This is a genomic window from Nocardioides sp. HB32, from assembly GCF_054058995.1.
In genome coordinates this window covers 3,938,316-3,950,472 of the sequence record NZ_JBSSBS010000001.1, presented here as the reverse complement: position 1 = coordinate 3,950,472, position 12,157 = coordinate 3,938,316, and the positions used below count along the sequence as shown (strand labels likewise).

The following is a 12,157-nucleotide window of genomic DNA, read 5'->3' as shown; positions in this document are numbered from 1 at the left end:
ATGACCAGCCCCGACATCAAGCCCCGCTCCCGCGACGTCACCGACGGCCTGGAGCGGGCCGCGGCCCGCGGCATGCTGCGCGCGGTGGGCATGGGCGACGAGGACTTCGCGAAGCCGCAGATCGGGGTCGCGTCCAGCTGGAACGAGATCACCCCCTGCAACCTGTCGCTGGACCGCCTGGCGAAGGCGGTCAAGAACGGCGTGCACGCGGCCGGCGGCTACCCGCTGGAGTTCGGCACCATCTCGGTGTCCGACGGCATCGCGATGGGCCACGAGGGCATGCACTTCTCGCTCGTCTCCCGCGAGGTGATCGCGGACTCGGTCGAGACCGTCATGATGGCCGAGCGGCTCGACGGCTCGGTCCTGCTGGCCGGCTGTGACAAGTCGCTGCCCGGCATGATGATGGCGGCCGCGCGGCTCGATCTCGCGAGCGTCTTCCTGTACGCCGGATCGATCATGCCCGGCCAGGTCGACGGCAACGACGTGACGATCATCGACGCCTTCGAGGCGGTCGGCGCCTGCCTGGCCGGCAAGATCAGCCGCGAGGAGGTCGACCGGATCGAGCGGGCGATCTGCCCGGGCGAGGGCGCCTGCGGCGGCATGTACACCGCGAACACGATGGCCGCGGTCGCCGAGGCGATCGGCATGTCGCTGCCGGGCTCGGCCGCCCCGCCCGCCGTGGACCGCCGTCGCGACGGCTTCGCGCACCGCTCCGGCGAGGCCGTGGTCAACCTGCTCCGCCACGGCATCACGGCCCGCCAGATCATGACCAAGGAGGCGTTCGAGAACGCCATCACGGTCGTCATGGCTCTCGGCGGCTCGACCAACGCCGTCCTGCACCTGCTGGCGATGGCCCGCGAGGCCGACGTCAACCTGACGATCGACGACTTCAACCGGATCGGCGACAAGGTGCCGCACCTCGCGGACCTGAAGCCGTTCGGCCGCTACGTGATGAACGACGTCGACAAGATCGGCGGCATCCCGGTCGTGATGAAGGCGCTCCTCGACGCCGGTCTCATGCACGGCGACTGCCTGACGGTGACCGGGCGGACGATGGCGGAGAACCTCGCCGACCTGGCGCCGCCGGACCTGGACGACGACGTGATCCGCAGGCTGGACCGGCCGATCCACAAGACGGGCGGGCTGACGATCCTCAAGGGCTCGCTGGCCCCGGAGGGCGCGGTCGTGAAGACCGCGGGCTTCGACGAGTCGGTGTTCACCGGCACCGCGAGGGTCTTCGACGGCGAGCGGGCGGCGATGGACGCGCTCGAGCGCGGCGAGATCCGGCCCCGCGACGTCGTGGTGATCCGCTACGAGGGCCCCAAGGGCGGTCCGGGCATGCGTGAGATGCTCGCGATCACCGGTGCGATCAAGGGCGCCGGGCTCGGCAAGGACGTCCTGCTGATCACCGACGGCCGCTTCTCCGGTGGTACGACGGGCCTCTGCGTCGGACACATCGCGCCCGAGGCCGTGGACGGCGGCCCGATCGCGTTCGTCCGCGACGGCGACACGATCACCCTCGACGTCGCCAACCGGCTGCTCGAGGTCGAGATGGGCGCCGAGGACGAGTGGGCGGAGCGGCAGGTCGGCTGGGAGCCGCTGCCCCCGAAGTACACCCGCGGCGTGCTCGGCAAGTACGCCAAGATCGTGCAGTCCGCGGCGCACGGCGCGATCACCAGCTGACGGTGTCGTCGTCCAGATGACCCAGCAGCCGGACAACCGCGGCCCGGTGCTGTTCCTCGTGCTCCTGGCCATCGTCGCGCTGATCGTCGTCGCCTGGGGCGTCGACGGATCCGACGGCGGCGCCGGCTCGGCGCGTCCGGTCGAGGTCGTGCGGCTCGAGGGCGCCGTTCCGGGGTCCGCCCCCACGCCAGGGACGGCGCAGCCCGACCCGGAGCCCGACCCGCGGCCCGGCGGCCGCCCGGTCCCGCTGCCCGACGGGGGCACCAGGGTGTTCGGCGGCAACCACTTCCTCGTCGCCTACTACGGCACCGGCCAGACCGCGGCGATGGGAGTGCTGGGCGAGAGCGATCCCGACACCATGGACGCGCGGCTGCACCACGCCGCGGCGCCGTTCGCGGGGACGGGTCGACCGCTGCGCCACGTGTACGAGCTGATCGTCACCATCGCCGACGGCAGCGCCGGCGCGGACGGTTCCTACAGCCACGACATCCCGCGAGAGGTGGTCGAGACCTACCTCCGCGCGGCCCACCGCAACCATGCCCTGCTGCTGCTCGACCTGCAGCCCGGCCGGAGCGGGTTCCTCGAGGTCGCGAAGCGCTGGGGCTGGGCCCTGCGGGACCCGTGGGTCGGCCTCGCGCTCGACCCGGAGTGGCGGATGGGGCCGCACCAGGTCCCCGCCCGCACGGTCGGGCAGGTCGGCGCACCGGAGGTGAACCGGACCTCGAAGTGGCTCTCGCACCTCACCCGGGAGGAGGGCCTTCCCCAGAAGCTGTTGGTGCTGCACCAGTTCCGGGTCGACATGGTCGAGCACATCGAGGACGTCGTCCGCCGCAGGGGCCTGGCGATGATCCAGCACGTCGACGGCTTCGGCACCCGCCGGCAGAAGCTCGCGACGTACCACGCGGTCGGCCGGCCACGGCAGTTCACGATGGGGTTCAAGCTCTTCTACGACGAGGACGTCGATCGGATGGGCGCGCCCGCCGTGCACGCGCTCCGGCCGACGGTGCGGCTCGTCAGCTTCCAGTGATCGTGAACGCCAGCCGGTGCGTGGCGCCCGGCTCGAGCACGACCAGGTCGGTGCCGGTGCGGAACGCGTCCGGCGGGCAGCTCATCGGCTCGATCGCCACCGCCCGCCGCGCCGGGTCGTGGGTGTCGCAGGTGAAGACGTGCAGCCACGCGCAGCCCTCGCCGAGCGTCATGCTGATGGCCCGGTCCCCGTGGCGCAGCGTCGCGGTGTCGCCCGTGAGACCGCCGAAGGGATGGTCCACGACCAGGTCGCCGATCGGGCGGGACTCGCGGAAGTCGTACGCCGAGCCCTCCACCGGCTGCGCCGGCGAGGGCAGGCCGCGCTCGTCCATCGCGCACCACGTGGTCGCCGGGAGCACGAGCTCGAGGTCGTCGGCGGGACGGTCGAGCGTGAAGTACGGATGGTGCCCGGCGCCGTACGGCGCGGGCGCCGAGCCGGCGTTCGTGGCCGCGATCGCCACGTGCAGGCCGTGGCCGTCCAGCCGGTACGCCGCCTCGAGGTCGAGCGCGAACGGGTAGCCCGCCTGCGGCACCAGCTCGTGCCGGAGCGTCGCGCTCGTGTCGTCGTGGTGCGCGACCCGCCAGTCGACCCAACCGGCCAGGCCGTGCAGGGCGTTGCCGTTCTCCGGCTCGGTGAGGGGGAGCTGGTGGGTGGACCCCCCGAAGTCGTAGCGGCCGTGGCCCACCCGGTTCGGCCAGGGCTGGAGCACCCAGCCCCGGTAGTCGGGGCAGATCTCACCGGGCCGGTAGCCGGCGACCAGGTCGCGCCCGCCGTACGTGAAGGTGCGGAGGCCCGCGCCCACGGTGACGACCTCGGCCCGGTACGGACCGTGATCGAGGACGAGGGTGTGGCCGGCGGGCTCGCGCATGGGGGAAGCCTGCCAGAATCGCCGCATGCCTCTCGTCGCCGGGATCGACTCCTCCACCCAGTCCTGCAAGGTCGTCGTCTGCGACGCCGATACGGGGGAGCAGGTGCGCATCGGGACCGCCCCGCACCCCGAGGGCACCGAGGTGCACCCCGACCACTGGTGGTCGGCGCTCGAGCAGGCGATCGAGGCGGCCGGGGGGCTCGACGACGTCGCGGCGATCGCGGTCGGCGGCCAGCAGCACGGCATGGTCTGCCTCGACGAGCACGGCGAGGTGGTCCGGCCGGCACTGCTCTGGAACGACACCCGCTCCGCCCGAGCCGCGCTCGACCTGATCGAGGAGCTCGGCGGGCCCGGGCCCTGGGTGGACGCGGTCGGGCTGGTGCCGGTGGCGTCGTTCACGGTCACCAAGCTGCGCTGGCTGCGTGACCACGAGCCCGAGAACGCCGCGCGGGTCGCGGCGGTCTGCCTGCCGCACGACTGGTTGACGTGGAAGCTCGCCGGCGCGTCAGGCCTCGACGCCTTGGCCACCGACCGCGGGGACGCGAGCGGCACCGGCTACTGGTCACCGCTCACGGGGGAGTACCGCCGCGACCTGCTCACCATGGGCCTGGGCCACGACGCGGTCGTCCCCCGGGTGCTCGGCCCGGCGGAGGTCGCCGGCCACACGCCCGCGGGTCAGCCGCTCGGCCCCGGCACCGGCGACAACGCGGCCGCCGCGCTGGGGCTCGGCGCGGTCAGCGGCGACGTCATCGTCTCGATCGGCACCTCCGGCGTCGCGTGCGCCGTGGCCGAGAAGCCGGTGGGCGACGTCACCGGCGCGGTGGCCGGCTTCGCCGACGCGACCGGCCGGTTCCTGCCGCTGGTCGCCACCATGAACGCCGCCCGCGTGCTCGACGCGGCGGCCCGGATGGTCGGCACCGACCACGCCGGGCTCTCCGACCTGGCGCTCTCCGCGCCGGCCGGTGCCGGCGGCATGGCCCTGGTGCCGTACCTCGAGGGCGAGCGCACGCCGAACAAGCCCGACGCCACCGGGGCGATCCACGGGCTGCGCCTCGAGACCGCGAACCCGCCGTACCTCGCGCGCGCCGCCGTGGAGGGGATGCTCTGCGGCCTCGCCGACGCGGTCGACGCCGTGCGCGCGCTCGGCACGCCGGTCGAGCGCGTGGTGCTGGTCGGCGGCGCCGCCCGGTCTCAGGCGGTCCGGGAGATCGCGTCCGCGGTGCTCGGGCTGCCGGTGACCGTGCCGCAGCCGGGGGAGTACGTCGCCCGCGGCGCCGCCCGCCAGGCCGCGTGGGTGCTGTCCGGCGCGGCCGAGCCGCCGGCGTGGCAGCTCGCCGACGTCGTCGAGACGGAGGTGGAGGCGACGCCGTTCGTGCGCGCCCGGTACGCCTCCGTGCGTGACCTGACGGCGGTGCGCCCGTGATCCGGGACCCGCTCGCGTCGTACCGCGACCGCTTCGTCGGCGCCTCGTCCTCGCTGGTCTACTTCGACGGCAACTCGCTCGGGCGGCCCCTGAAGGCCACCGGACCCCGCCTCGCGGCGTTCGTCGAGGAGGAGTGGGGCGGTCGGCTGATCCGCGGCTGGGACGAGCGCTGGTTCGACCTGCCGCGCACGATCGGCGACGAGCTCGGCCGCGTCGTGCTCGGGGCCGGCCCGGGCCAGGCCGCGATCGGCGACTCGACCACGGTCCTGCTCTACAAGCTGATGCGGGCCGCGGTCGCGGCCCGCCCGGGGCGCACCGAGATCGTGATCGACCGCGACAACTTCCCGACCGACCGCTACGTCGCGGCCGGGATCGCCGCCGAGTGTGGCCTGACGCTGCGCTGGATCGACGTCGACACCAGCGCCGGCGTGACGGCGGACCTGCTCTCGGACGCCGTCGGACCGGACACTGCGCTCGTGGTGCTGTCGCACGTCGCGTACCGATCCGCCTGGCTCGCGGACGTCCCGGAGCTGACCCGGATCGCCCACGACGCCGGCGCCCTCGTGCTCTGGGACCTCTGCCACTCCGTGGGGTCGTTGCCGCTGTCGCTCGACGACTGGGGCGTGGACCTCGCGGTGGGGTGCACGTACAAGTACCTGAACGGCGGGCCCGGCGCGCCGGCGTTCTGCTACGTGGCCACGCGGCACCTCGACGACCTGGTCCAGCCGATCCAGGGCTGGATGGGCGCGGTCGACCCGTTCCTCATGGGCCCGGCGTACGCGCCGGCGAGCGGGATCCGGCGGTTCCTCTCCGGGACGCCCCCGATCGTCGGGATGCTCGCGGTGCAGGACATGCTCGCGCTGATCGACGAGGTCGGGATGCCCGCCGTCCGGGAGAAGTCGGTCGCGCTGACCGAGCACGCGATCTCGGTCGCCGACGGGACGCTCGCTGCCGCGGGGGTGGAGGTGGCCTCGCCCCGCGACCCGGCCCGGCGGGGTGGGCACGTGACGCTGAACCACCCGCTGATGCGCGAGGTGACCGCCGCGCTGTGGGAGCGCGACGTGATCCCGGACTACCGCGACCCGGGAGGCCTGCGGATCGGGCTGTCGCCGTTGTCGACGTCGTTCGAGGAGGTCGACCGCGGCCTGGAAATGGTTCGCGGGGTGCTGGCGGACCTGACAGCCTGAGGCATGCCCCCGACCCGGAGTCCGCGACCGCTGCAGCCCGGTGACCGGATCGGCGTCACCGCGCCGTCGAGCGGCGTGCAGGAGCCGATGCGGGCCAGGTTCGAGGTCGCCGTCGCCTCGTTGGAGGCTCGCGGGTACGACGTGGTGCGTGGCTCGTGCCTCGGCACCTCCGGCGTGGTGTCCGCGCCGAAGGAGCAGCGCGCCGCCGAGCTCACCGAGATGCTGGTCGATCCCTCGATCCGGGCCGTGGTCCCGCCGTGGGGCGGGGAGCTGGCGATCGACCTGCTCGACCAGCTGGACTGGTCCGCGCTCGCCGGTGCCGAGCCGACCTGGTTCGTCGGCTACAGCGACCTGACCACGCTGATGGTGCCGATCACGCTGCGGCTCGGCTGGACCACGCTGCACGGCAGCAACCTGATGGACACGCCGTACTCCCCGCCGGACGGCCTGCTGCACTGGACCACGCTGGCCTCGGAGCCGGGTCCCTTCGTGCAGCGGAGCCCGGGCCGGTACCGCTCGACCGGCTGGGACGACTACGTCGCGCACCCCGACGTCTCGCGGTTGACGCTCGACTCGCCCGGCACCTGGCGGGTGCTGTCCGGGTCGTCGGTCGACGTCTCCGGCCGGCTGATCGGCGGCTGCATCGAGACGGTCGGGCCGATCGCGGCCACGCCGTACGGCGACGTCGCGGCGTTCGGCGAGGCGAGCCCGGAGGGGCTGGTCGTCTACCTCGAGGCCTGCGAGGACAACGCCTACACGATCGCCCGCACCCTCCACTCGCTGCGCTACGCGGGCTGGTTCGACCACGCCCGGGCCGTGCTCATCGGGCGCACGAACGCGCCGGACATGCCGGACCTCACCCAGGCCGAGGCGGTCGCCGACGCCCTCGGCGACCTCGGCATCCCGGTCGTGCTCGACGTCGAGTGCGGGCACGTCGCGCCGTACCTCCCGCTGGTGAACGGCGCGCTCGCCCGCGTCGTCGTCGACGGCGACCGGCACGAGATCACGCAGACACTGGCCTGATCGTCGACGGACGTCCGGTCAGGGCTGGAATCGGTAGCCCATGCCGGGCTCGGTGCGGAGGAAACGAGGCCGGGAGGGATCGGGCTCGAGCTTGCGGCGGAGCTGGGCGACGTACAGCCGCAGGTTGCCCTGAGCGGTCTCGTAGCCGGGGCCCCAGACCTCGGCGAGGAGCTGCCGGTGACTGAGGAGCTTGCCGGGATGGCGCACGAGGACCTCGAGCAGGTGCCACTCGGTGGGGGTGAGCCGGACCTCGGTGCCGCCGACGGAGACGCGCGTGGCGGCGAGGTCCACCCGCACGTCGCCGAACTCCACGGCGGGCTGCGACTCAGCAGGGGTGGTGCGGCGGAGCAAGGACCGCAGCCGCGCCATCAGCTCGTCCATCCCGAACGGCTTGGTCACGTAGTCGTCCGCACCCGCGTCGAGGGCGTCGACCTTGTCGACACTGTCGCTGCGACCGGAGAGCACCAGGATCGGCACGCTCGACCAGCCGCGGATGCCGGCGATGACGTCGACCCCGTCGAGGTCGGGCAGTCCCAGGTCGAGGATGACGACGTCTGGCGGGTGGGAGGCCGCGACCAGGAGTGCCTCGCCGCCGTCGCCGGCGGTGGACACCTCGTAGCCGCGAGCGCGGAGGTTGATGGCGAGGGCTCGGACGATCTGCGGCTCGTCGTCGACGACCAGCACGCGACTCACGGCGTCACCCGCGCTCTGCGACGACGGCCGGCGCGGCGGGAAGGGAGATGACCAGCGTCAGCCCGCCGCCGGGCGTCTCCGCGAGCGTCAGGCTTCCTGCCATGGCCTCGACCAGTCCGCGGGAGAGCGCCATCCCGAGACCGAGGCCGCTGGTGCCGCTGTCCCCGAGCCGCTGGAACGGCACGAACACCCGGTCGCGGTCGGGAACCGCGATACCCGGACCCCGGTCGACGACGCGGAGCTCCACGCGATCTCCGACGGCCCCGGCGGTCAGCAGCACGGGTCCGGGCGCATGGCGCTGGGCGTTGGCCACCAGGTTGACGACCACTCGCTCGAGCAGGCCCGGGTCCGCCACGACCTCGGGAAGCTGCTCGGGCAGGTCGATCGAGACGGCCACCGACCCGACCGCGAGCTCGTCGAGCGCCGCCGCGACGACGTCCTCGAGCGGGATCGGCCGGGTGCGGACCGGCATCGCGCCCGCCTGGAGCCGGCTGAGGTCGAGCAGGTTGTCGACCAGCGCGGCCAGTCGGTCGAGTGCGTCGTCGGCGGTCTCGAGCAGCTCCCTGCGGTCCTCCTCGGTCAGGGTCACCTCACGGCTGCGCAGCCCGGAGACGACGGCCTTCGCGGTGGCCAGCGGCGTTCGCAGGTCATGGCCGACCGCCGCCAGGAGAGCGGTGCGCAACCGGTTCCCCGCCTCGAGCTCCGCAGCCTCTCGCACCGCCGCTGCCCGGCGGGCGGCGAGGTCGACGACCCAGCTGACCATCACGGCCACCATCGCGAAGACCACCAGCGCCACGACATCGCCGGCCTCGTGGATCCGGAAGGTGTGGAGCGGCTCGGTGAAGAAGAAGTTCACGAGGGCCGCTCCGAGGGCGCCGGCGAGCACTGCCGGACCGATACCGCCGACGATGGCGGTGGTGACGACCAGCAGCAGGAACAGCATGGCCGCGCTCGCGAGGTCGACGTGGCTGCCCACGGGGACCAGCACCGCGACCAGGAGTGCACTCCCGGCGACGGCCGAGAGGTAGCCGTAGGCGCGTCGCCTCGGGCTGAGACTGCTCCGACCCATCGCACCTCCGGTCCTGTCGGCGCCGGTGGACCGGCGTCGGGCCGTGCTCCCGGGCGGGATGGGTTCGACGGCGTTCACCCCAGTGTGCCGCGTCGGCTGGTGACCAGGGCGGCGACGACGAAGACGACCAGGCGGAGCAGGTCGAGCTGCGCCAGGGTGAGCACGCCCGACGTGTTGACGGCGAAGCCGGTGGCGAACGCCCAGCCGGCCAGGCCCAGCAGCAGTGAGTGCCGCGTGTCCATTGCCGTCGCGAGCACGGTCGTGGCCAGGAACAGCACGACGACGCCGAGCGTTCCGCGCAGTCCGCTCGCGACGATGAGCGCCGCCAGGGCGAACAGCACCCCGCCGCTCATCCCGAACCGGACGCCGACCTCGTCGGTCATGACGCGTTGAGCCATGTCGTGCAGTCAAGTCCACGGCGTCCGGGAACGTCGTCGTCCTGACAGGATCCTGACGAGGTCGTCCCCGATCCGTGCGGGATCCTGACGCGCGAAGGACCCGGTGTTAGGGGTGTGTTAGGCCCCGCCCGATCCCGGTCGACGGCGAGTTGGATTGACGGCGTGAGTCTCGATCTCCCGCTGCGCGAGCAGCCCGGTGTCCGCTTCCGCCGGTGGCTCTTCTACCGGCCCGACGTCGCCGCCCGGCACGCCGGGCCACATGCGGTCGAGCACTCCGGCGAGGAGCCGCACCGCTGGTGGAAGGTGATGTGCCTGACCGGTGTCGACTATTTCTCGACCCTCGGCTACCAGCCCGGCATCGCGTTCCTCGCTGCGGGTCTCCTCAGCCCGCTGGCGACGGTCATCCTCGTGCTGCTCACCCTGTTCGGAGCCCTGCCGGTCTACCGACGGGTGGCCGCCGAGAGTCCGCACGGTCAGGGGTCGATCGCGATGCTCGAACGGCTGCTGCCCTTCTGGCGCGGCAAGCTCTTCGTGCTGGCGCTGCTCGGCTTCGCGCTCACGGACTTCGTCATCACGATCACGCTCTCGGCCGCCGACGCCAGCGCTCACGTCGTGGAGAACCCGCATGTGCCGAGCGTCCTGCACGGTCAGGAGCTGTGGATCACCCTCGGCCTCGTGGCCCTGCTCGGCGCGGTGTTCCTCAAGGGCTTCACCGAGGCCATCGGCGTGGCGGTCGCGCTCGTCGTGACCTACCTCGTGCTCAACGCCGTCGTGATCGGGGTAGCGGCCGGCCACGTGGTGTCGGCGGGCCACCTGGTCACCGACTGGACAGGCGCGCTCACCGCCGAACACGGGAACCTCGCGGTCATGGTGGCCGTCTCTCTCACACTGTTCCCCAAGCTGGCCCTGGGCCTGTCCGGGTTCGAGACCGGTGTGGCGGTGATGAGCCACGTCGAAGGCGGCGCGGTGGACGACCCGGCACATCCGGCCGGTCGGATCCGCAACACCAGGAAGCTCCTCACGGTGGCGGCCTGCATCATGAGCGTCTACCTGATCGCCTCCAGCCTGGTCACCACGCTGCTGATCCCCGCTGCGGAGTTCCAGGAAGGCGGATCCGCCAACGGACGAGCGTTGGCCTATCTCGCCCACCGCTACCTCGGCGACGGCTTCGGGACCGTCTACGACGCATCGACGATCCTGATCCTCTGGTTCGCCGGCGCCTCGGCGATGGCGGGCATGCTCAACCTGATTCCGCGCTACCTGCCCCGCTACGGCATGTCGCCGGAGTGGGCCGGTGCGGTGCGACCGCTCGTCCTCGTCCTCACCGGTGTCGCCGCCGCGATCACCTGGGTCTTCGATGCCGACGTCAACGCGCAGGGCGGTGCCTACGCCACCGGTGTGCTGGTCCTGATGACCTCGGCGGCCGTCGCGGTCACGCTCGCCGCGCGCAGGGCGGGCCAGCGCCGCCTGACCGTGGCGTTCGCCCTGATCGCGCTGGTGCTCACCTACACCACGCTCGACAACGTCCGCGAACGCCCCGACGGCGTCAAGATCGCCGCCTGCTTCATCGGCGCCATCGTGCTCGTGTCCCTGCTGTCGCGGATCTCGCGAGCGTTCGAGCTGCGTGCCACCGACATCACCTACGACGCACGGGCTGACTCCTTCCTCCGTGACTGCGCCCGCCGGTCCATCCGGTTGGTCGCCAACGAGCCCGACGCCCGGGACGTCGAGGAGTACCGCGAGAAGATCCAGCAGATCGTCGACGACCACGACCTCCCCAACGCCGGTGACATCGTCCTCGTCGAGGTGACCGTCGGCGACTACTCCGACTTCGAGAGCCGGATCGACGTCCGCGGCCTGGTCATGCACGACGAGTACCGGGTGCTCACCGTCACCGGCGCCTCCGTGCCGAACACGCTCGCCGCGCTGCTGATCGACATCCGTGACCGCACCGGCGTCCGGCCGCACATCTACTTCGAGTGGACGGAGGGCAACCCGTTCGGGCACCTGGTCCGGTTCCTCCTGTTCGGCGCCGGTGAGGTCGCCCCCATCACCCGCGAGGTGCTGCGCCGGGCCGAACCCGACCGGGCCAGGCGCCCCCACCTCCACGCCGGCTGACGCCGATCCAGGGACCATCGCGGCCGGAGCCGCCTCTCAGCAGGACGTGCTGGTGGCCAGGTCGAAGCAGTAGGTCCCGGCGGCGGTGCCGCCGGCGGTGAACGAGGTCACGGCGACCCGCGTGTAGCGCAGGCCGAGGGTGAGCCGGGGCGGCTTCGTCGAGCCCGACTGCGCGGTGCGCAGCTCGCTGATCGTCACGTCCGCGAGCTGCCAGACCTCCTGCTTCTTCGTCGTGCCCGGGCGGTAGAGGGTCACGGTGGCCTGCGCGATGTGGACGCCGGTCGTGACCGCGCGCAGCAGCAGGGGGTCGACGTCGTTCGCGTCGACGACCACCGTCGGGTCGTCGGGCACGAACTTGCCGGTGCCACCGCCGCTTCCGGCCGGCGCCGACGTGTTGACACCCCCGGCCCGGAAGGACAGGACCGGGAGCGTGGCCTGGACGCCGCCGGGGAGCGACGCGAACGCGATCTTCCCCGCCTGCGCGGTGCTGGCCGCACGGGCGGCCGGTGGACTCGCCTCGGAGTCGGCGCGGGTGGCCCACCACGCGAGCAGCGAGACGAGCAGCAGTGGGACCAGGACGAGCACGCGGCGGCGTGGGACGACGACAGCGGACATGGCGGACTCCTCGGGAGACGGACGACCATCGGACGTCTCGCAGTGTCCGCCCG

At 72.8% G+C, this 12,157-nt stretch carries 11 protein-coding genes; 6 read left to right on the top strand and 5 right to left on the bottom strand.

Annotation, left to right across the window (positions count from 1 at the left end):
• Both ilvD and ACVW2K_RS19850 read left to right on the top strand, forming a co-directional pair.
• Nucleotides 1-1,683 (top strand): dihydroxy-acid dehydratase, encoded by a 1,683-nt coding sequence (gene ilvD / locus ACVW2K_RS19855; protein WP_457203689.1) that lies wholly within the window; start codon nucleotides 1-3, stop codon nucleotides 1,681-1,683.
• A 16-nt stretch (nucleotides 1,684-1,699) separates the two neighbouring features.
• Entirely contained in the window at nucleotides 1,700-2,710 is a 1,011-nt protein-coding gene (locus ACVW2K_RS19850; protein ID WP_457203688.1) for a hypothetical protein, read from the top strand.
• Here the strand turns inward: ACVW2K_RS19850 and ACVW2K_RS19845 are convergent.
• Nucleotides 2,697-3,578 carry an aldose-1-epimerase gene (locus ACVW2K_RS19845; RefSeq protein ID WP_457203687.1) on the bottom strand — a complete coding sequence of 294 codons (882 nt, stop codon included), beginning with the start codon at nucleotides 3,576-3,578 and terminating at the stop codon, nucleotides 2,697-2,699. The genes ACVW2K_RS19850 and ACVW2K_RS19845 overlap by 14 nt on opposite strands.
• 25 nt (nucleotides 3,579-3,603) lie before the next feature.
• On the opposite strand from ACVW2K_RS19845, the gene xylB reads away from it, so the two are divergent.
• The 3 genes from xylB to ACVW2K_RS19830 are packed head-to-tail and all read left to right on the top strand — an operon-like array spanning nucleotide 3,604 to nucleotide 7,211.
• Nucleotides 3,604-5,001, top strand: a complete 1,398-nt coding sequence (xylB, locus tag ACVW2K_RS19840; protein WP_457203686.1) for a xylulokinase — start codon at nucleotides 3,604-3,606, stop codon at nucleotides 4,999-5,001.
• Entirely contained in the window at nucleotides 4,998-6,188 is a 1,191-nt protein-coding gene (locus tag ACVW2K_RS19835; RefSeq protein WP_457203685.1) for a kynureninase, read from the top strand. The genes xylB and ACVW2K_RS19835 overlap by 4 nt, the downstream gene beginning before the upstream one ends.
• Before the next feature lie 3 nt (nucleotides 6,189-6,191).
• Nucleotides 6,192-7,211, top strand: a complete 1,020-nt coding sequence (locus ACVW2K_RS19830; protein ID WP_457203684.1) for a S66 family peptidase — start codon at nucleotides 6,192-6,194, stop codon at nucleotides 7,209-7,211.
• Nucleotides 7,212-7,229: 18 nt separating this feature from the next.
• Here the strand turns inward: ACVW2K_RS19830 and ACVW2K_RS19825 are convergent, their stop codons facing one another.
• The 3 genes from ACVW2K_RS19825 to ACVW2K_RS19815 all read right to left on the bottom strand — a co-directional run bounded on the left by ACVW2K_RS19825 (nucleotide 7,230) and on the right by ACVW2K_RS19815 (nucleotide 9,371).
• Nucleotides 7,230-7,904: a response regulator gene (locus ACVW2K_RS19825; protein WP_457203683.1), complete on the bottom strand. Its 675-nt coding sequence runs from the start codon at nucleotides 7,902-7,904 to the stop codon at nucleotides 7,230-7,232.
• 4 nt (nucleotides 7,905-7,908) lie between these two features.
• Nucleotides 7,909-8,973 (bottom strand): sensor histidine kinase, encoded by a 1,065-nt coding sequence (locus ACVW2K_RS19820; protein WP_457203682.1) that lies wholly within the window; start codon nucleotides 8,971-8,973, stop codon nucleotides 7,909-7,911.
• A 74-nt stretch (nucleotides 8,974-9,047) separates the two neighbouring features.
• The gene (locus ACVW2K_RS19815) at nucleotides 9,048-9,371 is read right to left on the bottom strand and encodes a hypothetical protein (RefSeq protein WP_457203681.1); all 324 of its coding nucleotides are present in this window, start codon (nucleotides 9,369-9,371) and stop codon (nucleotides 9,048-9,050) included.
• A gap of 162 nt (nucleotides 9,372-9,533) precedes the next feature.
• On the opposite strand from ACVW2K_RS19815, the gene ACVW2K_RS19810 reads away from it, so the two are divergent.
• Nucleotides 9,534-11,489, top strand: a complete 1,956-nt coding sequence (locus ACVW2K_RS19810; protein WP_457203680.1) for an amino acid transporter — start codon at nucleotides 9,534-9,536, stop codon at nucleotides 11,487-11,489.
• Between the two features lie 36 nt (nucleotides 11,490-11,525).
• On the opposite strand, the gene ACVW2K_RS19805 is transcribed toward ACVW2K_RS19810, so the two are convergent.
• Nucleotides 11,526-12,104, bottom strand: a complete 579-nt coding sequence (locus ACVW2K_RS19805; RefSeq protein WP_457203679.1) for a type VI secretion system tube protein Hcp — start codon at nucleotides 12,102-12,104, stop codon at nucleotides 11,526-11,528.
• Nucleotides 12,105-12,157: the final 53 nt, after the last annotated feature.

Coding starts and splice junctions, on each gene's coding strand:
- ACVW2K_RS19820 (WP_457203682.1), bottom strand. CDS start 8,973: ATGGGTCGGAGCAGTCTCAGCCCGAGGCGACGCGCCTACGGCTACCTC.
- ACVW2K_RS19830 (WP_457203684.1), top strand. CDS start 6,192: ATGCCCCCGACCCGGAGTCCGCGACCGCTGCAGCCCGGTGACCGGATC.
- ACVW2K_RS19850 (WP_457203688.1), top strand. CDS start 1,700: ATGACCCAGCAGCCGGACAACCGCGGCCCGGTGCTGTTCCTCGTGCTC.
- ilvD (WP_457203689.1), top strand. CDS start 1: ATGACCAGCCCCGACATCAAGCCCCGCTCCCGCGACGTCACCGACGGC.
- ACVW2K_RS19815 (WP_457203681.1), bottom strand. CDS start 9,371: ATGGCTCAACGCGTCATGACCGACGAGGTCGGCGTCCGGTTCGGGATG.
- ACVW2K_RS19805 (WP_457203679.1), bottom strand. CDS start 12,104: ATGTCCGCTGTCGTCGTCCCACGCCGCCGCGTGCTCGTCCTGGTCCCA.
- xylB (WP_457203686.1), top strand. CDS start 3,604: ATGCCTCTCGTCGCCGGGATCGACTCCTCCACCCAGTCCTGCAAGGTC.
- ACVW2K_RS19845 (WP_457203687.1), bottom strand. CDS start 3,578: ATGCGCGAGCCCGCCGGCCACACCCTCGTCCTCGATCACGGTCCGTAC.